The organism is Sphingomonas sp. DC4900 (assembly GCF_049896485.1).
Classification (GTDB): Bacteria; Pseudomonadota; Alphaproteobacteria; order Sphingomonadales; family Sphingomonadaceae; genus Sphingomonas; species Sphingomonas aquatilis.
Genome location: NZ_JAFCUK010000001.1, coordinates 278,520 through 300,878 on the forward strand (window position 1 = coordinate 278,520; position 22,359 = coordinate 300,878).

Below are 22,359 nucleotides of genomic sequence, written 5' to 3' on the forward strand. Positions count from 1 at the left end.
GTATCCTGCCCCTCCGCGGAGGGGTGGCGACTCAAGGACGGGGCGGCTCTGCGGGGCCGCCCCTTTTTTGTGCTTCGAAGCGGCAGTGGCGCTGTATGAAAAAGAAGCGGGTGCCCTCCTGCCGCTACAAAAAGCGGCACCCGTACGGATGAATTTGAGGAACAGCGGCGCAAACGTGGCATTTTTGCTACAGGCTCGACTAAACGTACCTCAGTCCGGATCGGTCTGTTTACAGCCGAAATGTGTCGGATCATTTCTGTCCCATGTCGTTCCTGCGTCGCTTGGCGGCGAAGGGAGGGCGCAGCAGCCTTTGTCCAGCGATCTTCAGGGGAGCGGGCTGGGGCAAGCAAAAGGGACCATGATGACAGCTTTCACCCGTTCGACGCGCAAGGCCGCGCTGCTTGCAGCCGTGACGCCGTTCGCGATTTTGTGCGCTGGCACGGCTTCGGCTCAGGCCACGACGGATACGACGACGGCCGCGGATGCGACCGCTGCGGCAGCGCAGACTTCGCAGGATACGCCGACGAGCGGCGCCGACATCATCGTCACCGGATCGATCGTTCGTAATCCGGCTGCAGCAACGGCCTCGCCGGTCATCTCCGTGTCGGCGCAGGACCTGCAGAATCGCGGTGTCACGACGGTCGCCGACGCGTTGCAGCTGCTGACCGCGAACAATGCCGGCACCGTGCCGCCGAGCTGGTCGTCGTTCGGCTTCGCGACGGGTGCCAGCTCGCCGTCGCTGCGCGGTTTGAACAATGCTTATACGCTGACCTTGTTCGACGGCCTGCGCACCGCGCCATTCCCGCTTGCCGATGACGGTTATCGCAACTTCGTCGATATCAATACGATCCCCGGCTCGGTGGTCGATCGCATCGACACGCTGCTCGACGGTGCCTCGGCGACCTATGGTTCGGACGCGATTGCGGGCGTCGTCAACGTTATCATCAAGCGGCAAGTCACTGGCGTGCATCTCAATGCCTCGGCCGGTATCTCGCAGCGCGGCGATAACGGCGAGCAGCGGATCAGCGGCACGGCAGGCTATGGCGATCTCGATAGCCAGGGCTTCAACGTCTACGTCAATGGCGAGTACCAGAAGAGCGATCCGCTATTCCTGCGCAACCGTGGCTATCCGTTCAATTCCGCCGACCAGAGCCGCATCTGCGGCACTACGGCGCAGGGCTGTCTGACCAACGGCATCCGTAATGGCATCCAGTACGATGGTACGTATAACGGCTTCCAATCGACCCGTGTGCCCTTCGTCCGTCCGTACGATCCGACCACGGGTGCCGCGCTTGGTGGCTATCAGCTGCTCAACCCGGCACTCGGCTGCCAAGGCTTGCAGGCGCATACGATTACCGCGGCGGAACGCGCTGCGTCGGCTGCCGCTGGTATTCCTATTGCCGGTTCGACCCCGGCCACGGTCTGCCAGGAGGATCTGGTCAACGAATATCGTGCGTACAATTCGAATATCGAGCGCAAGGGTGCGACGATCCGGGCGACGGGTCGCCTCGGCGCGGACACCGAAGTCTACGCGATGTTCAACTATTACAACACGACGACCCGCGATAACAATTCCGGCCCGCAGGGCTTTACGGGTCAGACGGCTGCTGGCGGCCTTCAGTCGACCGTCAGCAGCATCCTGCTGCCGGCCTATGTCTGCGCCAGCGGCATCGGATCGATCGGCACCGTCGGCGGCCTGACCAATGCAATCGTCGCCAACGGCTGCACCGCAGCCAACGGCACGCTGAACCCGAACAACCCGTTCGCAGCTCAGGGCCAGCTCGCGCGCCTCGTCGCCCTTCCGCAGACGACGCGGAACACCTCGACCAACACCAAGACGTATCGCTTCTCGGCGGGCATCAATGGTGTGTTCGGCGATGGTTTCAATTACAACGTGGCAGCCACGGCGTCGAAGGTCACGCTTCAGACGATCAACAATGGCTACATTTATCTTCAAGGCCTGTTGAACGCTATCGCGCAAGGTACGTATAACTTCGTCGACCAGACGCAGAATACGGCAGCGCAAACCGCGCAGGTGTTCCCGGAGAACCGCAACACCTCGTTCTCGAAGCTTGGTCAGGTCCAGGCGTCGGTAAACAAGGACCTGTTCACGCTGCCGGGCGGCCGCTTCAATGTCGCGGTGATCGGCGGGTATCGTCACGAGGAGATCAACAACCCGAGCGCTAACCCCGCGAACAACGTCAATCCCAATGCACGCTACTTCGGTGTCAACGCCGTTGGCGTGTCCGGCAAGCGCGACGTCTGGTCGGCTGGTTATGAAATCACCGCACCAATTCTCGACTCGCTGAAGGTCAAGGCCGAAGGATCGTACGATCATTATTCGACCGGCCAGAGCCGCTTCTCGCCGAAGTTCGAAGCGGAATTCCGTCCGATCGAGCAAGTCAAGCTGCGTGGCACCTATTCGCGCGGGTTCCGTATTCCGAGCTTCAGCGAATCGTTTGCGCTGCCGACCACCGGCTACGTTAATGCGACGATCAACTGCGCCTCGGCGACCTATGCCGCATTCTGCGCGGCGCATAAGAGCAACCCGTCCTATTATCAGGGCGGTTACTCCTATGGCCTGACGTCGAGCGGCAACCCGAACTTGAAGCCTGAAACTACGGAAGGCTTCACTGGCGGTGTCGTGCTGACGCCGGTTCGCAACGTCACCTTCACGGTCGATTATTATCAGACCAAGATCAACAACGTGATCATCGCGGCGCAGGTCAGCGCTGACCAGATCGCACAATATTACACCAACAATGGCCAGGTAACGGCGCCGGGTATCGTCCTGACGCCGGGCGTTGCGGACCAGCAAAACCCGAACGCTTTGCCTTTGCTGGGATTTGCTAGCGGGTCTTATAAGAATGCCGATACCTACCTCGTGCGCGGTATCGACTTCTCCGCAAGCGTGAACTTCCCGATCACAGCCGACGTGAAGTGGATCTCCACCGCGAACGCATCGCACCTTCTGCGCCTGCAGCAGACGCTCGAGGACGGAACGGTGCAGCGCTATGACGGTACGCTCGGTCCCTGCAACATCTCGTCTTGCTCCGGTGCGCCGAAATGGCGTGCGTCGTGGCAGAACACGTTGGACTTCAATGGCCGCGGCAACGTCAGCCTGACGTCCTATTACACCAGCAGCTACTCATCTGTCGCAACCGACTCTCTCGGTATCTATGGCGATTGCGCAGGGAGCGCCGCGACGGGTCAGCTGGTCAGCTATAACAACGGCGATCCGGTGCAGTGCCGGTCGAAGTCGGTGTTCTACATGGACGGCCACGCCGAGATTAAGGTGCAGGACAAGTTCACCTTCTATCTCGACGTGAAGAACCTGCTCGACAAGAAGCCGTCGTACGATCCGAACGCGGCATACGGCTTGTATCAGTTCAATCCGGCATGGGGCGACAGCCTGTTCATCGGCCGCTACTTCCGCTTCGGCGCGAAGGTCGATTTCTAAACAGACCGTGAGGCGAAAAAAAGGGGCGGCTTCCGCGAGGAGGCCGCCCCTTTTGTTTACGCTACGTCCAGCACCAGCTTTCCATCCCCCTCATCCACCTTCACCGTCGAGCCGTCCTTCACCTCGCCCCGCAGGATCGCTTCGGCGAGGGGGTCCTGGAGGTGGCGCTGTACCGCGCGGCGGAGGGGTCTTGCGCCGTACACGGGATCGTAGCCGACTCGGCCCAGCCATTCGCGGGCCGCATCGGTCAGCTCCAGCGCGATCTTGCGATCGCTGAGCAGCTTCGCGACGCGGGCGACCTGGATGTCGACGATCGGCCCCATGTGGCTCTGGCCCAAGCGGTGGAAGAGGATGATCTCATCCAGCCGGTTGAGGAATTCCGGGCGGAAGTGGGCGCGGACGATCTCCATGACCTGCGGTTCGACGCTGTCGACCGACTGGCCGTCCTCGAGGTTCGCCAGATACTGGCTGCCGAGGTTGGACGTCAGGATGATGATCGTGTTGCTGAAATCGACGGTGCGACCCTGGCCGTCGGTCAGGCGGCCGTCGTCGAGCACCTGCAGCAGCACGTTGAAGACGTCGCCGTGCGCCTTTTCTACCTCGTCGAACAGCACGACCTGGTACGGCCGGCGCCGCACCGCCTCGGTCAGCACGCCGCCTTCCTCATAGCCGACATAGCCGGGAGGGGCGCCGATCAGGCGGGCGACGGCGTGCTTCTCCATGAATTCGCTCATGTCGATGCGCACCATCGCGGACGGATCGTCGAACAGGAATTCGGCGAGCGCCTTGGTCAGCTCGGTCTTGCCGACGCCCGTCGGCCCGAGGAACAGGAAGCTGCCCAGCGGCCGATTCGGGTCCTGTAGCCCGGCGCGGGCGCGGCGGACGGCGGTGGAGACGGCGCGCACCGCATCGGACTGGCCGATGACGCGGGCGCCCAGCACCTCCTCCATCTTGAGCAGCTTTTCGCGCTCGCCTTCCAGCATGCGGTCGACGGGCACGCCGGTCCAGCGGCTGACGACGCCCGCGATGTCGTCGGCGGTCACCTCCTCGCGCAGCATCGCGCCCTGCGTTGCGCCCTGGGCTTCGGCGAGCTGCTTTTCGAGCGCGGGGATGCGGCCGTAGGACAGCTCACCCGCCTTGGCGAGGTCGCCGCCGCGCTGCGCCTGCTCCAGTTCGAGCCGGGCGGCGTCGAGCTGTTCCTTGAGCTTGGCTTCGCCGGCGATCTTGTCCTTTTCCGCCTGCCAGCGCGTGGTCAGCTCGGCCGATTGCTGCTCGAGGTTGGCGAGTTCGCCCTCCAGCGTTTCGAGGCGATCGACGCTGGCCGCATCGGTTTCGCGGCGCAGGCCCTCGCGCTCGATCTTCAGGCGCAGGATGCGGCGGTCGAGGCTTTCGATCTCCTCGGGCTTCGATTCCACCTCCATGCGGATGCGGCTGGCGGCCTCGTCCATCAGGTCGATCGCCTTGTCGGGCAGGAAGCGATCGGTGATGTAGCGGTTGGACAAAGTCGCCGCGGACACGAGCGCGCCGTCGGTGATCCGCACCCCGTGGTGCATCTCATATTTGTCCTTCAGGCCGCGCAGGATGCTGATCGTATCCTCGACCGTCGGTTCGCCGACGAACACGGGCTGGAAGCGGCGCTGGAGCGCGGGGTCCTTCTCGACGTACTTGCGATATTCGTCGAGCGTGGTCGCGCCAACGCAATGCAGTTCGCCGCGGGCGAGCGCGGGCTTGAGCAGATTGCCCGCATCCATCGCACCGTCGGATTTGCCGGCGCCGATCAGCTGGTGCATCTCGTCGATGAACAGGATGATGTCGCCCTCGGCGCCCTTCACCTCGTCGATGACGCCCTTCAGCCGCTCCTCGAACTCGCCGCGATATTTCGCGCCCGCGATCAGTGCGCCCATGTCGAGCGCCATCAGCGTCTTGTCCTTCAGGCCGTCGGGCACGTCGCCATTGGCGATGCGCAGCGCGAGGCCCTCGACGATCGCGGTCTTGCCGACGCCGGGTTCGCCGATGAGGACGGGATTGTTCTTGGTGCGGCGCGCGAGCACCTGGATCGTGCGGCGGATTTCCTCGTCACGGCCGATCACGGGGTCGAGCTTGCCGTCGCGCGCCGCCTGCGTCAGGTCGCGCGCGAATTTCTTGAGCGCGTCGTAGCGATCCTCTGCCGAGGCGGTGTCGGCGGTGCGGCCGCCGCGCAGGTCGTTGATCGCGGCGTTCAGCCCCTCGGCGGTGACGCCGGCCGTCTTGAGCGCCTTGCCCGCGGCGGTGGTCTGCGCGAGCGCGAGGGCGAGCAGCAGCCGTTCGACGGTGACGTAGCTGTCACCGGCTTTCTGCGCGACCTGTTCGGCCGAATCGAGGACGCGGACGGTGTCGTTGTCGAGACCGGGCGTCTGTTGCGCGCCCGAGCCGCTGACCGCAGGGATCTTCGCGAGCGCGGCGTCGGTGTCCGCGGTGGCGCGGCGCGCATCGCCGCCAGCCGCCTGGATCAGTCCAGCGGCCATGCCCTGCTCGTCCTCGAGCAGCGCCTTCAACAGGTGTTCGGGCGCAATTCGCTGATGATTCATGCGGATCGCGACGGTTTGCGCCGATTGCAGAAAGCCCTTGGCACGGTCGGTAAACTTTTCGAGGTTCATCACTTACCCCTTCCTAACTGGGCAGGAATGTAGTGTTGCCTTTGTGCAACACAATAGTCGTCGATGGTTTCATCCGACACCGCTTGCCAGTTGTCGGGGCGGGGCTATGCTCACCGCCATTCACGTCCATTACGGGACGCTCTCGGGGGGATTGCATGACGACGATCAAATTTGCCGCGCTGGCCGGGGCCGCGACGCTTGCGCTTGCGCTGCCCGCCGGCGCGCAGACCTCGCCCGCGACGGTGAAGGCCGCGCCGGTGTCGGCGTTGGTGAAGGAAGTGAACATCCCGTATCAGGAGTTCACGCTGAAGAACGGGCTGCGCGTGATCGTCCACACCGATCGCAAGGCGCCGGTCGTCGCGGTGAGCGTCTGGTATGACGTCGGGTCGAAGCACGAGCCGCAGGGTTCGACCGGCTTCGCGCATCTGTTCGAGCATCTGATGTTCAACGGATCGGAAAATGCCCCGGGCGACTTCTTCGCGCCGCTGAAGCAGATCGGCGCGACCGACCTCAACGGCACGACCTATTTCGATCGCACCAATTATTTCGAGACGGTGCCGACCGGCGCGCTCGACCGTGCGCTGTTCCTGGAGAGCGATCGCATGGGCTATCTGCTCGGTGCGATCACGCAAGGCGTGCTCGACGAGCAGCGCGGCGTCGTCCAGAACGAAAAGCGCCAGGGCGACAACCGCCCCTATGGCCTGCTCGATTATGCGGTGACCGAGGGGCTGTTCCCGACGACGCATCCGTATGGCCATGACACGATCGGTTCGATGGCGGACCTCGACGCCGCCAGCCTGGAGACGGTGAAGAACTGGTTCCGCAGCCATTACGGCCCGAACAATGCGGTGCTGGTGCTGTCGGGCGATATTGATGCCGCGACCGCCAAGCCGCTGGTCGAGAAGTATTTCGGTGCCATCAAGCCGGGCCCCAAGAGCCAATTGCCGGTCGCGCCGGTGGTCACACTGCCCGCGGCGAAGACGGTGACGCTGAAGGACCGCGTCGCGGCGGTGATGCTGTCGCGCAACTGGGCGGTGCCGGGCCTGAACGACAAGGACAGCGCGGGGCTGGATGTCGCGGCGGGCGTGCTGGGCGGCATGGCGTCGTCCCGCTTCGCCAACGAGCTGGTGCGCAAGGAAAAGCTGTTCACGCAGCTGAGCGCCGACAACAGCGACTTCGCGCAAATCGGCGTATTCTCGATCAACGGGCTGGTGCGGCCCGGCGTCGATCCGGCGGTTGCGGCGCAGCGGCTGGACGCGGTGATCGCGGACTTCCTGCGCACCGGGCCGACCGCGGACGAGGTGTCGCGCTATGTCACGGCGACGATCTCGGCCCGCCTGCGCAGCCTGGAATCGGTGAACGGTAAGGCATCGGTGCTGGCGGAGGGCGCGCTCTATTCGAACGATCCGGGCTTCTACAAGAAGGAGCTGGCCGAACTCGCCGCGCAAACGCCGGCGAGCGTCAAGGCCGCGGCGGACAAGTGGCTGAGCCGTCCGGTGCTGGCGGTGAACGTCATCCCCGGCGCGCGCGACGCCTACGCCGAAGCCAAGGTGCCGCCGAAGGTGGATGTCGTCGCAGCCCCGGAGCAGCCCGCCAAGGGCACGCGCGGCGCGATGCCCGGCGTGGGCGCGATCACCGGCCTCACCTTCCCGAAGATCGAGCGGGCGCAGCTGAAGAACGGCATCGAAATCGTCTATGCGCAGCGCAGCGCGCTGCCGGTGACGCAGGCGGTGCTGAGCTTCGATGCGGGCTATGCGTCGGACGTGCCCGACAAGCTGGGCACGCAGCTCGTCGCGCTGATGATGATGGACGAGGGCACCGACCGGTATGACGCCAACGCGCTCGCCGAGGCGCGCGAGCGGCTGGGCATGCAGCTGAGCGCCTCTGCCAGCAACGATCGCAGCACGCTGTTCATGGGCGTGCCGAGTGCGAACCTGAACGGTGCGCTCGACCTGTTTGCGGAAGTCGCGCGGCACCCGACCTATGCCGATGCCGAGGTTGCGCGCTTCAAGGCGCAGCAGGTGGCGGGCATCCAGCAGGAGCTGACCAATCCCGGCGCGTTGGCGCAGCGGATGACGACGCGGCTGCTCGCGGCGGGTACGCCCTATGCAAAGGCGCAGGGCTCCGGCGATCCGGTCGCGGTGGCATCGCTGACCCCCGCCGACCTGCGCCGCTTCGAACAGGCGTGGCTGCGTCCCGACAAGGCGAAGATCTTCGTCGTCTCCGACCGGCCGCTGGGCGAGGTGAAGGCGGCGCTCGACGCGCGCTTCGGCGACTGGCAGGGCACGGGCACGCCCGGCACCAAGACGTTCGGGGGGGCGCAATCGCCGCTAACCCCGCGCATCGTGCTGGTCGATCGTCCGGACAGCCCGCAGTCGATCGTCGTCGGTGCACAGCGCACCGGGCTGAAGGGCACGGATGATCTGCTGGCGCTCAACACCGTTAACGACGCGCTCGGCGGCAGCTTCCTCAGCCGCTTCAACATGGACCTGCGCGAAGAGAAGCACTGGTCCTACGGCGCGGGCGGGCGGTTCCAGGTGTCCGAATATGCCGCGCCCTATGTGATGCAGGCGGGCGTGCAGGCGGACAAGACGGGGCCGTCGGTCGCGTCGGCGCGCGAGGACGTGACGCAGTTCGTCACGACCAAGCCGATGACCGAAACCGAATATGGCCTGGCGATCAACGGCGCGATTCTGCAGCTGCCCGGCCAGTTCCAGACGTCGCAGGCGGTGCTCGGCGCGATGCAGACCAACGACCTGCTGAAGCGCCCCGACGATTATTACGCGACGCTGCCGACGCGGCTGCGCGCGCTGACGCTGCCGGAATTGCGCAGCGCGGCGGCTCAGACGATCAAGCCGGGCCAGTTCAGCTGGATCGTGGTGGGCGACGCGGCCAAGGTGAAGCCGCAGCTTGACACGCTGGGCCTGCCGGTCGAGGTCATCCCGGCAAGCGCGGTGGCCAATGTAACTCCCTCCACCACCGCGAAATAAGGAGAGACGCGCATGGCCGATGTCGATGGCAGCTGGGATTGCACCGTTAAGTCGCCGCTGGGCGACCAGAACCTGACGCTGACCGTCCAGAGCGACGGCGGCAGCTTCACCGGCACTGCATCGGGCGCGATGGGTTCGAGCGACGTGTCGGGCGAGGTATCGGGCAACACCATCCGCTGGAAGCAGCAGATGACCGTGCCGATGCCGATGACGCTCGACTGCGAAGCGACCGCCGAAGGCGACACGCTGACCGGCACCGTCGGCGCGGGCGCATTCGGCAGCTTCCCGCTGAACGGCAAGCGCACCGGCTGATCGGTCGGTTCGTTAGGGTAACGGGCGGCCCGTCTTCCGAGAGGGAGGCGGGCCGTTTCGGTTTTGGGCGGATCGACCGCGGTCAGGCCGCCGTCAGGCGTTTCCGCAAGAAGATGCGGACATTGTCTCGCGGCGAGTTATCGAGCGTTCCGAAGACCTCATAGCCGAGCTTTTCGTAGAAGCCGCGCGCCTGAAATGTGAAGGTCGTCAGCCACGATCCAACGCAGCCGCGCTCCGCTGCCAGCCGCTCGGCGGTCGCCATTAACTGCGATCCCAGGTCTTGACCCCTCACTGAAGAGGGGACGACGAGATAGTCGATGAACAGCCAATCGTAGACGGTCTTGCCCCATAAGCCTCCGACGATTTCGCCTTCGCTTTCGAGGGTGATCGCAACGGGCCGCGGATCCGCGGGATAGCCGTTTTCGGCATTGAACGTGATCAGCGGGCCAAGGATCGCATCGCGGATCGCGTCCGTTGGTTCTTCGGCGATCTTCATGACAGCATTCATATCGTTGCCCTCCAATCAGCAGGATACCCGTTCACTGAGGGCGAAAGCACGAATCGAATGCCAAACCCGTCAATCGATGGGCGTCACCGTTTCACCCGCGTCACATGACCCATCTTGCGGCCCGGTCGGGCGGAGCCTTTGCCGTAGAGGTGGAGGTGGGCGCCAGCTTCGGTCAGGGCGGGTTGCCACGCATCGTCGCCGATCAGGTTTTCGAGGGTCACCTCGCGCCCCGTCAGCGTCGTGGCGCCCAGGGGGAGGCCGCAGATGGCGCGGATGTGGTTTTCGAATTGCGAGGTGTCGGCGCCTTCGATCGTCCAATGGCCCGAATTGTGGACGCGGGGGGCCATTTCGTTGAACACCGGGCCGTCGCTACCCACGAAGAATTCGCACGCGAGGACGCCGACGTAGCCCAGTTCGTCGGCGATGCGGCAGGCGAGCGCGGTGGCTTCGTCGGCCTGCGCGACGATCTCGGCCGGCGCGGGGACGGTGGAGGTGCGCAGGATCGCGTCGCGGTGGACGTTGTGCGGCGGATCGTAGCGGACGCTGACGCCATCCTGGCCGCGCGCGATCAGGATCGAAAATTCGTGGGTGAAGGCGATGAAGCCTTCGAGCACCGCCGGGCCGCCGATCGTCGCCCAGGCTTCGGCCGCGTCGGCGGCGTCGCGGATCACCGCCTGGCCCTTGCCGTCATAGCCGAAGCGCGTCGTCTTGAGGATCGCGGGATAGCCGATGCGGTCGAGCGCCGCCATCAGGTCGGTCTCGCTGTTCACCGGCGCCCAGGGGGCGGGGCGGCCGCCGACGGTCTCGACGAAGCGCTTTTCGGCGATGCGGTCCTGCGCGACGCGCAGCGCGGCGGGGTTGGGGTGGACGGGGACGCGCTGGCTGAGCCATTCGACGGGCGTGACGTCGATATTCTCGAACTCGTAGGTCACGACGTCGCAGGCGGCGGCGAAGTCGGCGAGGACGATGCGGTTGTGGTAATCGGCGCGGGTCAGGCTGGAGGCGGTTTGCGCGGCGACGCTTTCGCGGTCGGGGGCGAGGACGTGGGTGCGATAGCCCAGTTGCGCGGCGGCGACGGCGAGCATGCGACCCAATTGGCCGCCACCGAGGATGCCGATCGTCGAACCGGGGGGCAGCATCAGGCGGGCTCGTCCGCGACGGCGTCGGTCTGGCGCTGGCGCCAGGCCTGCAACCGCTGCGACAGCGCGGGGTCGTTGATGCCAAGGATCGCGGCGGCGAGCAGGCCGGCGTTGGTCGCCCCCGCTTTGCCGATGGCGAGCGTGCCGACGGGGATGCCGGCGGGCATCTGGACGATCGAGAGCAGGCTGTCCTGGCCCGACAGCGCCTTGCTCTGGACGGGGACGCCGAGGACGGGAAGGTGCGTCATCGCCGCGGCCATGCCGGGCAGGTGCGCCGCGCCGCCCGCACCGGCGATCACGACCTTCAGGCCGCGATCCGCCGCCGACTTGGCGTAATCGTACAGGCGATCGGGGGTGCGGTGCGCGGAGACGACCTTGGTCTCATGCGGCACGCCCAGTTCGGCGAGCACGTCGGCGGCGCCGCGCATCGTGTCCCAGTCGGACGTCGAACCCATGATGATGCCGACCAGCGGAGTGTCCATGGCCGTCGTCTATCGGGGGCGGGCGGCGAGGGCAACGCCCTGGCGCGCGCTTCCGTAGGGGAAGAAGGACGACGTGGACACCTGAAGAGAAACGTTCGGGGGGTATCGTTTCCGCTTTGGTGGTGATCGGGCATGGGGCTGGGTTGTGGCGGATGATGGGGGTGCAGGACAGGGGGGCGGGATTTGGGTTTTGGTGCAGGGGGTTGGAGCGGAATGGGTCCAACACGCATGTCGCCGGGTGCGTTGTTGGCGCCTCCGATCCCCACGACCGTCATTCCCGCGGAGGCGAGAATCCAGAACCTCTGACGTTTCGGCTGGAGGCGCGACGGTAGCGCGTCTGGATTCCCGCCTTCGCGGGAATGACGAAGAGGAGGAGGCGCTGCTCCCCCTCCGTTCGTCATCCCGGCGGAGGCCGGGATCCATGGATGTGGTGCCGTTGCTGGTGCGCACGCCATCGGCGTTGCGTGTCCATGGATCCCGGCGTGCGCCGGGATGACGAATGTCAGCGCTCGTTGAGGTAGTAGCGGTCCGTGGCGTTCAAATCCGCGTCGAGGTCGTAGACGATCGGCTGGCCGGTGGGGATTTCGAGGCTGGTGATGTCGTCGTCCGAGATGCCCGACAGGTGCTTCACCAGCGCGCGCAAGCTGTTGCCGTGGGCGGAGATCAGCACGCGCTGGCCGTCCTTCAGCGCGGGGGCGATGCGCTGTTCCCAATAGGGGAGGACGCGGGCGATCGTGTCCTTCAGGCTTTCGGTCTGCGGAATCGCGATGCCGGCGTAGCGGCGGTCCTGGCTGAGGTCGTAGGCGCTGCCGGCCTCGAGCGGGGGCGGGGGAATGTCGAAGCTGCGGCGCCAGATGTGAACCTGCTCGTCACCGTGCTTCGCCGCCGTCTCCGCCTTGTCGAGCCCGGTGAGGCCGCCATAATGGCGTTCGTTGAGGCGCCAGTCCTTTTCGACCGGCAGCCACAGCCGGCCCATCGCCTCCAGCGCGAGGTTGAGCGTCTTGATCGCCCGCGTCTGGAGCGAGGTGAAGGTCATGTCGAAATCAAGGCCCTTGGCCGCCATCAGCTCGCCCGCGGCACGCGCTTCGGCCGCGCCCTTTTCGGTGACGTCGACGTCCCACCAGCCGGTGAAGCGGTTTTCGAGGTTCCAGGCGGACTGGCCGTGGCGGATCAGGACTAGGCGAGGCATGCGGGCTCCCGTGGGTCGAGGGGTCTGTGGTTCGGGGCGGGGATAGAGCGTGGGGGCGCGCGTGTCGATTGATCGGCTTTTCGGGGCGGTGTCCGGATCGTGATTCATGCGCAGGCGGGAAGAGCGAAAAAGGTGTGTTCGCGCAGAGGCGCAGAGAGCGCAGAGGAGGTGCGCGTGTCAGCGCCTTATCCTTTCTCGCGCTCTACAGAAGAAAGCCGCTGTCGCGGCGGGCGGTTCCCCTCTGCGTCCTCCGCGCCTCTGCGCGAACCCATCCTCCTTCGCGTGAATCAGTCTTCGCGCGAAGCCGCGCGTCAGATCGTGTCGATCATGTCCGTCAACACCTCGAGGCACGAGACGGCGAGCGCCTTGGATCGTTCGCCCGACCAGCCGTATTCGGCGTCGGGATTGGGATCGTGGTCCTTGAACGGCATTTCCAGCGTCACCGACACCGCGCCGAAGCGCTGCGCCAATTGGTTGGTCGACATCGACAGATTGGCGTTGCCGGCACTCGATTTCTCATAGCCCTTTTCGACCTGGAAATCGGGCGTGTGTGCGGCGAGGCGGCGGCCGAAGTCGTAGAATTTCGCGCCGTGCTCCTCGGTCCAGTTGGGGATGCCTTCGAAACCGGCGATGAAGTTCGCCGGAATCGCCTCGTCGCCATGGACATCGATCGCGAAGGCGACGCCGGTTTCGTCCATCGCATTGCGGACGCACAGCACTTCGGGGCTGCGTTCGGGCGAGGGCGCGTGCCATTCGCGGTTGAGGTTCACGCCCGCGGCATTGGTGCGTAAGTGGCCGCGGCGGGTGCCGTCGGGATTCATGTTGGGGACGACGTGGACGGTCGCCTTGTCCAGCAAGGGCTTGGCGGCATCGCTGGTCAGCCAGTCGAGCGCGCCGTCCATCCACCATTCGGCCATCGATTCGCCGGGATGCTGGCGCGCGTAGAGCCAGACGGGCTTGGGGCCGTTGCCGATCCTGAAATAGTCGATCGCCTGTCCGTCGAGCGTGGTGCCGAGCTGGCGGTGCTCGACGCCCGGCTTCGCCGCGGTGCGCGCGACGAGATCGTGGTGCATTTCCATCGTGTACGGCGCGAAATAAGCGAACCAGGCGAGCTGGCCCTCGACCGTATAGTCGAACGAGAGGACGCCATTCTCATAGGCCGTGTCGATCATCCGCCAATGGACGCGATCGGTGCTGGCGCGCGTCTTGTAGCTGGGCCAGCCGAACGGATAGGCCGATTCGCCGGCATTGAGGATGCGGAAGGTGAGCCGACGGCCGTGCGCGCCCGCGACGCGGAACGAGAACCACTGGAAGAAGTCCGACTGGTGATCCTTCACGATCTCCAGGTCGATGCGGTCGCCGTCGATCGAAACGAGGCGGATGTTGCCGCCGTCGAAGCCGGCGTCGATGGTGATGGTCATGGGCTGGGCCGATCGGTTTTTGGGGGGCTGGGGAGGGATGGTCGCTGCCCTCACCCTTCCGCGGCTTTGCCGCTCCCTCCCTCTCCCGCCGGGAGAGGGAAGAGCCGCCGCCGGCGGCGAAGGGTGAGGGCGTTAGCCGCTTATTTCACGCTGATCGTGCGGCCGGACTGGCCGGGGAAACCGGTGAAGAGCGCGTGGGCGAGGCGGGCGGCCTGCTGGTCGGCGCGCTTGATGTCGCTGACGCCCTGCGCCTTGCCTTCCCAGATCGGTGACAGATCGGTGCGGCGCTTGATCGTGACGCTCAGCTCGGCGACGAGCAGCTCGGTCGGGCGGCTCTTGCCGATCGGGAAGCTGAGGCCCCCGCCGAGGCCGACGCCGCCCCCGCTGCGACCGCCGCTGAAGCCGCCCCCGCCCAGGCCGATGCTGACCGGCGACTGGCGCGGCGGGCCTTCGCGGCTGGTGCGGGTGAAGCCGACGGTCGCGACATAATCGGGCATCGCGCCCTGCGGCGGCACGGTATAGCCGGCCTTGAGCAGTTCGGTCTGTACCGCGGCGGCATAGGTCTTGAATTCCAGGCTGGCCGGCGCGCCACCCGACAGCGGTTCGACCGCGATCGTACCGCGCGGGATCGGTTCGCCGAGATGGTAGCGGATCACGTCCGTCGGCGGCAGCGGACCGGCCGTGGTGGCGCAGCCGGCGAGCAGCGCGGCGGAGATGCCGAGGGCCAGGAACGGGCGGAGTGTCATGGAGGGGCAGCCTTTGCGATACGTTGCGCTTGGGAAACGCTCTAACGCCTGCGCCGTTGCTTGACTATTGGGCCCTTGCTCTCTAGGCGCTCGCGCTTTCACCGACACCTTATAAACACGAAAAGAAGCGAATCGATCATGAAGATCCGCAACAGCCTGAAGTCGCTCAAGGACCGTCATCGCGACAACCGCGTGATCCGTCGCCGCGGCCGCACCTACGTCATCAACAAGACCAACCGTCGCTTCAAGGCGCGTCAGGGCTAAGCCACTTGAGCTTGGCTCCAGCCGATGTCGAGGCTGCCGTCACGCCGACGGCGGTCATCTTCGATATCGGCCGGGTCTTGTACGACTGGGATCCCCGGATCCTCTACCGGCGCCTGATCGACGACGATCGGGCGCTCGATGCGTTCCTGCGCGACGTCGTCACGCACGAATGGCATTTCCAGCATGACGCTGGGCGCGACTTCGCCGATACCTCGGCGGAGCTTTCCGCGCTGTATCCGCAGCATGCCGATCTGATCGCCGCCTGGGGGCCGCGGTTTCTGGAGAGCATCGGCGATCCGATGCCAGGTATGCCCGCGCTGGTCGACGAACTGGAGGCAGCGGGCGTGCCGCTGTTCGGCATCACCAATTTCAGCCACGAATTTTGGCCGCCGTTCCGCGCGCGCGAATCGGCGATGTTCGATCGCTTCCGCGACATCGTGGTGTCGGGCGCGGAGAAATTGGTGAAGCCGGATCCGGCGATCTACCGGTTGGCGCTGGCGCGGTTCGGGCTGGAGGCGGGCCGCACGGTGTTCATCGACGACAATGCGGCGAACGTCGCGGGCGCGAAGAGTGTCGGGCTGATCGCGCTGCATTTCGAGGGTGAGCCGAAGCTGCGGCGGGAGCTGCAGGCGTTGGGGTTGCTGTAAGCCCAGCCGCTCGTTCGTCATCCCGGCGAAGGCCGGAATCCATGGTTTCGGTGGTGCTGATGGGGTGGACGCCATAAGCGTTGCGCGTCCATGGATCCCGGCGTGCGCCGGGATGACGGAGGTTGGGTAAGCCCTTTCCCCACCCGCCCGTCATTCCCGCGTAGGCGGGAATCCATAACCTCTGACGTCTCCTGCTTGCCGTAAGGGTAGCGCGTCTGGATTCCCGCCTTCGCGGGAATGACGGGTGTAGGGGGCGGGGGCGCCCGCTCCCTTACACCCGCTCCACCGCGTTTACCGCATCGGCGGCGCGCAGGGCGGCGATCAGGCGCATCAGTTGGTGGATGTCGTGGACTTCGACGTCGATGACGTTGGTGTGGAAGATCGTGTCGCGTGTGTCGAGGCGCAACGCGATGATGTTCGCGCGGTGGGCGCCGATGATCGTCGAGACGATGCCGAGCGCGCCGGGTTCGTTCTTCACCTGCACCGAAATGCGCGCGACCGCGCCTTCGCTCTGGTCGCCCCAGTCGACATCGACCCAGTCGGTTTCGTCCGCACCGCGTTCGGCGAGTTCGGCGAGGACGCGGCAGTCGATCGCATGCACCTCGATCCCCGCATCCGGGCGGCGCAGGCCGACGATGCGGTCGCCGGGCACTGGGTGGCAGCATTCGGCAAGGTCGAAGGCGACGCCGGGCGTCAGCCCCTTGATCGAGATGGCGGTCGATTGCGGCGCGATCAGCGCGAGGTCGGCGCCGGCCGAGCCGGGCATCAGCGCCTCCATCACCGTCGCGTCGGACAGCGTGCGCCGCGCGATCCCCGCCATCAGCGTCGCCTCGTCGCCCATCTTCAGCCGCGACAGCGCATGGGTGAGCGCATCGGGGCCGAGCGGCGCGGGCAGGCGACGGACGATGTCGTCGTAGAGCTTGCGGCCGAGCGCGATCAGCTCGGCGCGTTCGGTCTGGCGCAAATGGCGGCGGATCGCGGCGAGCGCCTTGCCGGTGATCGCGAAGTTGAGCCAGCCGGGCTGCGGCACCTGCCCCTTCGAGCGCAGCACCTGCACCTGGTCGCCATTCTCGATGACGGTCGACAAAGGCACGACGCGGCCGTTGATCTTGGCGCCCACCGCCTGGTCGCCGAGGTCGGTGTGGACGGCATAGGCGAAGTCGATCGGCGTCGCGCCCTTGGGCAGCTGGATCAGCTCGCCCTTCGGCGTGAAGGCGAAGATGCGATCCTGGTACATCGCCATGCGCGTGTGTTCGAGCAGCTCTTCGGGGCTGCCCGCAGTTTCCAGAATCTCGACGAGGTCGGCGATCCAGCTGTGCTGGCTGTCGGCGCGGACCTTCTTTTCCTTATAGGCCCAATGCGCGGCGAGGCCGAATTCGGCCTCCGCATGCATCTCGGGCGTGCGGATCTGGATCTCGATACGCGCATTGTCGGCGTGGATCACGCTGGTGTGCAGCGAGCGATAGCCGTTGCGCTTGGGCGTCGAGATGTAATCCTTGAACCGTCCCGGCACCATCGGCCAGCGGCGGTGGATGATGCCGAGCGCGGTGTAGCAATCCTCGACCGTGGGCACGAGCGCGCGGAACGCCATGATGTCCGAGAGTTGCTCGAAGCTGATGTGGCGTTCGCTCATTTTGCGCCAGATCGAATAGGGATGCTTCTCGCGCCCCGTCACCTCGGCATCGACGCCAGCGCGCCCCAACAGCAGCTTCAGGCCCGATCCGATCTTGGCGATGCGATCGCCGCCGCCGGTCTTGAGCAGGTCCAGCCGTTTGGTGATCGATTCATACGCCTCGGGTTCGAGCTGCGCGAAGGCGAGCGTCTGCATCTCCTTCATGAATTCGTACATGCCGATCCGCTCGGCGAGCGGGGCGTAGATATCCATCGTCTCCTTCGCGATCCGCCGCCGCTTTTCGGGCTTGGGGATGTGATGGAGCGTGCGCATGTTGTGCAGGCGGTCGGCGAGCTTGACCAGCAGGACGCGGATGTCGTCCGACATGGCGAGCAGGAATTTGCGCAGGTTTTCGGCGGCGCGCTCGTTCTCGGTCTGCGCCTCGATCTTCGACAGCTTGGTGACGCCATCGACCAGCCGCGCGACGTTGCCGCCGAACAGGCGTGTGATCTCTTCCGGCGTGGCGACCGTATCCTCGATCGTGTCGTGGAGGATCGCGGTGGCGATCGTCTCGTCGTCCAGCCTCAGGTCGGTGAGGATGCCCGCCACCTCGATCGGGTGGCTGAAATAGGGGTCGCCGCTGGCGCGCTTCTGGGAGCCATGCGCCTGCATCGAGAAGACATAGGCGCGGTTGAGCAGCGCTTCGTCCGCGTCGGGGTCGTAATCGAGGACCCGATCGACCAGTTCATATTGCCGTAGCACGGCCTACACATGGGCGAGGGGCATGCCGCTTTGCAACACAATGTTGCAGAGCGGCAGGCGATTTTGCGGGATACATCAACGATGAGCCCAGAACGCGCGGATCGGCGCGTCCTCGCAACACCTTACGCCTTCTTGGCCTTGGCATTGCACTTGGCGAGCTGTTCGGCGTCATAGGCGGTGCCGCCGACGGTGAAGCTGGACAGCGTGCCGACTTCGCGCGCGACCAGTTCGCACAGCACCGCGGGACGCTCGGGCGCCTGGCCGGCGACGAAACCGCCCTGGCGGGCGCGCCAAACGGTCGAGCGAGTGATGAAGCTCGCCTTGGCGGAGGGCGCCGAGGGGACGGCGACATAGGCGTCCGCGGCGGCGGCGCCGGCGGCGGTCGCACCGAACAGCGTGGTGATGGCGAGCGCCAGCGTGGGGGCGAGCGTGGACAGCAGCTTCATGACGAGGGGTCCTCCCGAACCGATTCGCAGGTGATGACGATGCGCGCCCGCTATCGATTTCGGTTTCAGGTTGCAACGGAAAACGTATAAAGGCTGTCTTATCGGCCGGTTTGTGCGATATGCTGCCGACGATCAGACGAGGATCATGATGCCGACACCGGCCGATGGGCCCGATTCCGCGTGTACTGCGCCGATCCGGGAGACTCTGCGCGAAACGTTGCGGGAATGCAGCCTGCCCGCGGCGCTGGAGGCGATGGGCGAGCGCTGGGCGTTCCTGATCCTGCGCGCGGCGTTCAATGGCCTGCACCATTTCGAGGAATTCCAGGCCGAGCTGGGCATTGCCCGCAATATCCTGGCGAACCGGCTGGGGCGGCTGGTCGACCATGGTATCCTGCAGCGCGAGGCGATGCCCGCTGACCGGCGCAAGATCCGCTATACGCTGACCGAAAAAGGCCACGCGTTGCTGCCGACGATGATCGCGCTGCGGCAATGGGGCGAGCGCTGGGAATTGTGTGCGCCGGCCTTTCCGATCCTGGTCGATGCGCGCGACCGTCGCCCGATCGCGCCGGTCGCGGTGCAGGCGCATGACGGACGCATATTGGGCAAGGGCGACCTGATCTGGGCGCTGCCGGAGGATGTCGACGACCCGACGTAAGCGGTGCCGACAATACTACCCCACAGCATGGTACTAATGCTGTTAACCCATTCAACTTCATTGATAGTTTTTGCGATCCGCGTCACAACGGCGCCCTATGCAGGTGATGTTTGAACGCGCGCGCGACGCGCTTGCCTTCCTCGAACATCAGCGGTTGGAGCCGACCGTCCCGCATTACGGCCTGGCGCTGATTCATGTCACCGGTGGCAATGCCGCCTTGTCACGCGAGATCGCCGGGTTGATCGGCGATGGCTTCCGTTTGACCGCGACCGATGCCGCGCGGATGATCGCCCGGTACGTACCGTTGCCGGTTCCGACGGGGATCGCGGACCATGCCGAGCGGCTGGGATCGCTGGCGGACGAAGCGCGCGCCGTCACGCGGACGGCGGGGGCGAATGTCGGTGACCTGGTGCGGGAAGCGCAGGGGGCGCTGCCGTCGGGCGACGAGACGGTGCAGCGTCTGGCCGCGGCCGAAACCGAGCTGGCCATGCTGCGGCAGCAGTTCGAAACGCTGAAGAAGGCGATGGTCGCCGACGTGCGGCGTGCGATCGATCCCGAACACGATCCGCTGACCAGCGCACTCAAGCCCGCCTTTGCCGGCCATGTCCTCGACCAGATCGACAAGCACGACCGGCGTCATGTGATCGTGATGCTCAGCATCGACGGACTGGTCGAGATCAATCGCGAATTCGGCACGAGCGTGGGCGACAATGTGCTCAACGGCTTTGCCGCCAAGATCCAGAAGCAATTCCCCGAGCAGGAAGTGATCCGCTGGGCCGGCAACGAGTTCATCGTCGTCGTGCCCGACCGGACGATCACCGCCGTGCGCAGCCAGGCCGAGGATGTGCTGTCACTGCTCGAATCGCGCAAGTTCAAGCTGGCGGAAACCGGCGAGTGGATCGGGACGGTGACCGCATCCGGGGCGGTGGTGATGGACCAGGGCGACGATTTCCCCGCGATGCTCGGCCGGGCGCGCGAGACGCTGGCCGGCGCGGTCGCCGCCGGGGGGAATCGGGTCGCGGTGTGATCGAACGGGGCGCCGCCGCTTACAGCAGCAGCTTGACCCCGACGATGGCGAGGACGGTCGCCAGCACCGGACGAAGCGCCGCCTCGCGCATCACGCCCGCCAGCAGGCTGCCGACGACGATGCCCGGGATCGATCCGATCAGCAGCGACCCGAGCAGGCCGAGATCGACCGAACCGAGCAGCCAATGGCCCGTGCCCGCCAGCAGGGTCAGCGGCACGGCATGCGCGATGTCGGCGCCGACGAGGCTTTTGAGCGGATGGCGCGGGTAGAGGACGAGCAGCGCGGTCATGCCGAGCGCGCCCGCGCCGACCGAGGTCAGCGATACCAGCACGCCGAGGATCGCGCCGAGCAGCACGGTGAGCGCCACCGGTTCGCGCCCGTCGGTCTCCCCCAGCCGGGGGGTGAGGGCGGCAACGATGCGGTGGCGCAGCAGCGTCGCGACGGCCGACACGACCAGCACGACGCCGAGCAGCGTGGCGAGCAGATGCTGCGTGGCGGACGAATGCTCGCTCGCCTGGCCCAGCAGCAGCAGGGTGACGATCGTCGTCGGCACGCTGCCCATCGCCAGCCGGCGCACGATGGTCCAGTCGAGCGTGCCGCGCCAGCCGTGGACGGTGGTGCCGACCGTCTTGGTCGCCGCGGCATAGAGCAGGTCGGTGCCGACCGCGGTCGCGGGATGGAAACCGAAGGCGAGCACCAGGATCGGCGTCATCAGCGATCCGCCACCCACCCCAGTCAGGCCAACGAGGACGCCGACGAGCACGCCGGCGAGCGAATAGAGCGGTTCGATGGTCATGCGCGGCGGTCGCCGCTCAACCGGTTTTCTGGCCTGCGGACTGGCTGGGGGTGTTGACCCCCATGGATTGCAGGTAGCGCTTCACGTTGCGCGCCGCCTGGCGCAGTCGCTGTTCGTTTTCGACCAGGGCAATGCGCACGAAGCCTTCTCCATTTTCGCCGTAGCCCACCCCTGGCGCAACCGCGACATGGGCGTGAGTCAGCAATTGTTTGGAGAACTCAAGGCTGCCTAAGTGCGCGACCGCGGGCGGCAGCGGTGCCCAGGCGAACATGCTGGCGCGGGGGGACGGAATGTCCCAGCCGGCGCGGCCGAAGCTTTCGACCAGCACGTCGCGGCGCTTGTGGTAGAGTTGGCGGTTCTTCTCGACGATGTCCTGCGGGCCGTTGAGCGCGGCGCAGGCGGCGGCCTGGATGGGCGTGAAGGCGCCATAGTCGAGGTACGACTTCACGCGTGTCATCGCCGCGATCAGCTTGGCGTTGCCGACCGCGAAGCCGATGCGCCAGCCGGCCATGCTGTAGGTTTTGCTGAGCGAGGTAAATTCGATCGCGACGTCCTTGGCGCCCTTCACCTGCAGGATCGAAGGCGTCGGATTGCCGTCGTAATACAGCTCCGAATAGGCGAGGTCGCTGATGATCCAGACCTTGTTCTCGCGCGCCCAGGCGACGAGGCGTTCGTAGAAGGCAAGGTCGACCGCTTCGGCCGTCGGGTTGGACGGATAATTGACCACCAGCACCGACGGGCGCGGCACGGTGAAGGCCATCGCGCGCTCGAGACTTTCGAAATAGGCCTCGTCGGGTGTCGTCGGCACCGCGCGGATCGTCGCGCCGGCGATGATGAAACCGAAGGTGTGGATCGGATAGGACGGGTTGGGCGCGAGGATGACGTCGCCCGGCGCGGTGATCGCGGTCGCGAGGCTGGCGAGCCCCTCCTTCGACCCCATCGTCACGACGACCTCGGTCTCGGGATCGAGGTCGACGCCGAAGCGGCGGCCGTAGTAATTCGCCTGCGCGCGGCGCAGGCCGGGAATGCCCTTCGACTGCGAATAGCCGTGTGCGTCGGGCTTCTTCGTCACCTCGATCAGCTTGTCGAGGACGTGCGGCGGCGGCGGCAGATCGGGGTTGCCCATGCCGAGATCGATGATGTCCTCGCCCGCCGCGCGCGCTGCGGCCCGCATGCCGTTGACTTCGGCGATGACATAGGGCGGCAGACGCTTGATGCGGTAGAATTCGTCGTCGGACATGGCTCACCTGATCGTGGACGCCACGAC

The 22,359-nt window shown here is 65.9% G+C and carries 18 protein-coding genes; 7 read left to right on the forward strand and 11 right to left on the reverse strand.

Features of this window, described 5'->3' with window-relative positions:
* Nucleotides 1-85: 85 nt before the first annotated feature.
* On the forward strand, nt 86-3,460 hold the full coding sequence (locus tag ACP690_RS01355) for a TonB-dependent receptor domain-containing protein (protein WP_426259902.1): 3,375 nt from the start codon (nt 86-88) through the stop codon (nt 3,458-3,460).
* Between the two features lie 56 nt (nt 3,461-3,516).
* Here the strand turns inward: ACP690_RS01355 and clpB are convergent, their stop codons facing one another.
* Complete coding sequence (gene clpB / locus ACP690_RS01360) at nt 3,517-6,096, reverse strand: ATP-dependent chaperone ClpB (protein WP_426259903.1); 2,580 nt, start codon at nt 6,094-6,096, stop codon at nt 3,517-3,519.
* Nucleotides 6,097-6,251: 155 nt separating this feature from the next.
* Here clpB and ACP690_RS01365 point away from each other — a divergent pair, with 155 nt between their 5' ends.
* Nucleotides 6,252-9,086, forward strand: a complete 2,835-nt coding sequence (locus ACP690_RS01365) for a M16 family metallopeptidase (RefSeq protein ID WP_426259904.1) — start codon at nt 6,252-6,254, stop codon at nt 9,084-9,086.
* A 12-nt stretch (nt 9,087-9,098) separates the two neighbouring features.
* Entirely contained in the window at nt 9,099-9,398 is a 300-nt protein-coding gene (locus ACP690_RS01370; protein WP_017980344.1) for a hypothetical protein, read from the forward strand.
* A gap of 82 nt (nt 9,399-9,480) precedes the next feature.
* On the opposite strand, the gene ACP690_RS01375 is transcribed toward ACP690_RS01370, so the two are convergent.
* From ACP690_RS01375 to ACP690_RS01400, 6 genes are all read right to left on the reverse strand, one after another.
* Nucleotides 9,481-9,894 carry a GNAT family N-acetyltransferase gene (locus ACP690_RS01375; RefSeq protein ID WP_295564064.1) on the reverse strand — a complete coding sequence of 138 codons (414 nt, stop codon included), beginning with the start codon at nt 9,892-9,894 and terminating at the stop codon, nt 9,481-9,483.
* A 95-nt stretch (nt 9,895-9,989) separates the two neighbouring features.
* On the reverse strand, nt 9,990-11,045 hold the full coding sequence (locus tag ACP690_RS01380) for a 5-(carboxyamino)imidazole ribonucleotide synthase (RefSeq protein WP_426259905.1): 1,056 nt from the start codon (nt 11,043-11,045) through the stop codon (nt 9,990-9,992).
* The gene (gene purE / locus ACP690_RS01385) at nt 11,045-11,527 is read right to left on the reverse strand and encodes a 5-(carboxyamino)imidazole ribonucleotide mutase (RefSeq protein WP_294284890.1); all 483 of its coding nucleotides are present in this window, start codon (nt 11,525-11,527) and stop codon (nt 11,045-11,047) included. Before purE ends, ACP690_RS01380 begins: the two co-directional genes overlap by 1 nt.
* Before the next feature lie 502 nt (nt 11,528-12,029).
* On the reverse strand, nt 12,030-12,716 hold the full coding sequence (gene gpmA, locus ACP690_RS01390; protein ID WP_043060944.1) for a 2,3-diphosphoglycerate-dependent phosphoglycerate mutase: 687 nt from the start codon (nt 12,714-12,716) through the stop codon (nt 12,030-12,032).
* Nucleotides 12,717-13,027: 311 nt separating this feature from the next.
* The gene (locus ACP690_RS01395) at nt 13,028-14,137 is read right to left on the reverse strand and encodes a M14 family metallopeptidase (protein ID WP_426259906.1); all 1,110 of its coding nucleotides are present in this window, start codon (nt 14,135-14,137) and stop codon (nt 13,028-13,030) included.
* Between the two features lie 140 nt (nt 14,138-14,277).
* Nucleotides 14,278-14,883, reverse strand: coding sequence for a DUF4136 domain-containing protein (locus ACP690_RS01400; RefSeq protein ID WP_294282273.1), 606 nt, complete (start codon nt 14,881-14,883; stop codon nt 14,278-14,280).
* A 138-nt stretch (nt 14,884-15,021) separates the two neighbouring features.
* Here ACP690_RS01400 and ykgO point away from each other — a divergent pair, with 138 nt between their 5' ends.
* Nucleotides 15,022-15,147, forward strand: a complete 126-nt coding sequence (gene ykgO, locus ACP690_RS01405; protein ID WP_003046794.1) for a type B 50S ribosomal protein L36 — start codon at nt 15,022-15,024, stop codon at nt 15,145-15,147.
* Nucleotides 15,148-15,152: 5 nt separating this feature from the next.
* Nucleotides 15,153-15,794: an HAD family hydrolase gene (locus ACP690_RS01410; RefSeq protein ID WP_426259907.1), complete on the forward strand. Its 642-nt coding sequence runs from the start codon at nt 15,153-15,155 to the stop codon at nt 15,792-15,794.
* Between the two features lie 271 nt (nt 15,795-16,065).
* Here the strand turns inward: ACP690_RS01410 and ACP690_RS01415 are convergent, their stop codons facing one another.
* Both ACP690_RS01415 and ACP690_RS01420 read right to left on the reverse strand, forming a co-directional pair.
* Entirely contained in the window at nt 16,066-18,168 is a 2,103-nt protein-coding gene (locus tag ACP690_RS01415; RefSeq protein WP_426259908.1) for a RelA/SpoT family protein, read from the reverse strand.
* Nucleotides 18,169-18,290: 122 nt separating this feature from the next.
* The gene (locus tag ACP690_RS01420) at nt 18,291-18,614 is read right to left on the reverse strand and encodes a CC_3452 family protein (protein WP_426259909.1); all 324 of its coding nucleotides are present in this window, start codon (nt 18,612-18,614) and stop codon (nt 18,291-18,293) included.
* A 145-nt stretch (nt 18,615-18,759) separates the two neighbouring features.
* Here ACP690_RS01420 and ACP690_RS01425 point away from each other — a divergent pair, with 145 nt between their 5' ends.
* Nucleotides 18,760-19,269: a winged helix-turn-helix transcriptional regulator gene (locus ACP690_RS01425; RefSeq protein ID WP_017980334.1), complete on the forward strand. Its 510-nt coding sequence runs from the start codon at nt 18,760-18,762 to the stop codon at nt 19,267-19,269.
* Nucleotides 19,270-19,366: 97 nt separating this feature from the next.
* Entirely contained in the window at nt 19,367-20,296 is a 930-nt protein-coding gene (locus ACP690_RS01430; protein WP_426259910.1) for a GGDEF domain-containing protein, read from the forward strand.
* Nucleotides 20,297-20,315: 19 nt separating this feature from the next.
* Here the strand turns inward: ACP690_RS01430 and ACP690_RS01435 are convergent, their stop codons facing one another.
* The gene (locus ACP690_RS01435) at nt 20,316-21,092 is read right to left on the reverse strand and encodes a sulfite exporter TauE/SafE family protein (protein WP_426259911.1); all 777 of its coding nucleotides are present in this window, start codon (nt 21,090-21,092) and stop codon (nt 20,316-20,318) included.
* Between the two features lie 16 nt (nt 21,093-21,108).
* Nucleotides 21,109-22,332: an LL-diaminopimelate aminotransferase gene (locus tag ACP690_RS01440; RefSeq protein WP_017980331.1), complete on the reverse strand. Its 1,224-nt coding sequence runs from the start codon at nt 22,330-22,332 to the stop codon at nt 21,109-21,111.
* Nucleotides 22,333-22,359 lie beyond the last annotated feature (27 nt).

Coding starts and splice junctions, on each gene's coding strand:
- clpB (WP_426259903.1), bottom strand. CDS start 6,096: ATGAACCTCGAAAAGTTTACCGACCGTGCCAAGGGCTTTCTGCAATCG.
- ACP690_RS01365 (WP_426259904.1), top strand. CDS start 6,252: ATGACGACGATCAAATTTGCCGCGCTGGCCGGGGCCGCGACGCTTGCG.
- ACP690_RS01370 (WP_017980344.1), top strand. CDS start 9,099: ATGGCCGATGTCGATGGCAGCTGGGATTGCACCGTTAAGTCGCCGCTG.
- ACP690_RS01375 (WP_295564064.1), bottom strand. CDS start 9,894: ATGAAGATCGCCGAAGAACCAACGGACGCGATCCGCGATGCGATCCTT.
- ACP690_RS01380 (WP_426259905.1), bottom strand. CDS start 11,045: ATGCTGCCCCCCGGTTCGACGATCGGCATCCTCGGTGGCGGCCAATTG.
- purE (WP_294284890.1), bottom strand. CDS start 11,527: ATGGACACTCCGCTGGTCGGCATCATCATGGGTTCGACGTCCGACTGG.
- gpmA (WP_043060944.1), bottom strand. CDS start 12,716: ATGCCTCGCCTAGTCCTGATCCGCCACGGCCAGTCCGCCTGGAACCTC.
- ACP690_RS01395 (WP_426259906.1), bottom strand. CDS start 14,137: ATGACCATCACCATCGACGCCGGCTTCGACGGCGGCAACATCCGCCTC.
- ACP690_RS01400 (WP_294282273.1), bottom strand. CDS start 14,883: ATGACACTCCGCCCGTTCCTGGCCCTCGGCATCTCCGCCGCGCTGCTC.
- ykgO (WP_003046794.1), top strand. CDS start 15,022: ATGAAGATCCGCAACAGCCTGAAGTCGCTCAAGGACCGTCATCGCGAC.
- ACP690_RS01420 (WP_426259909.1), bottom strand. CDS start 18,614: ATGAAGCTGCTGTCCACGCTCGCCCCCACGCTGGCGCTCGCCATCACC.
- ACP690_RS01425 (WP_017980334.1), top strand. CDS start 18,760: ATGATGCCGACACCGGCCGATGGGCCCGATTCCGCGTGTACTGCGCCG.
- ACP690_RS01430 (WP_426259910.1), top strand. CDS start 19,367: ATGCAGGTGATGTTTGAACGCGCGCGCGACGCGCTTGCCTTCCTCGAA.
- ACP690_RS01435 (WP_426259911.1), bottom strand. CDS start 21,092: ATGACCATCGAACCGCTCTATTCGCTCGCCGGCGTGCTCGTCGGCGTC.
- ACP690_RS01440 (WP_017980331.1), bottom strand. CDS start 22,332: ATGTCCGACGACGAATTCTACCGCATCAAGCGTCTGCCGCCCTATGTC.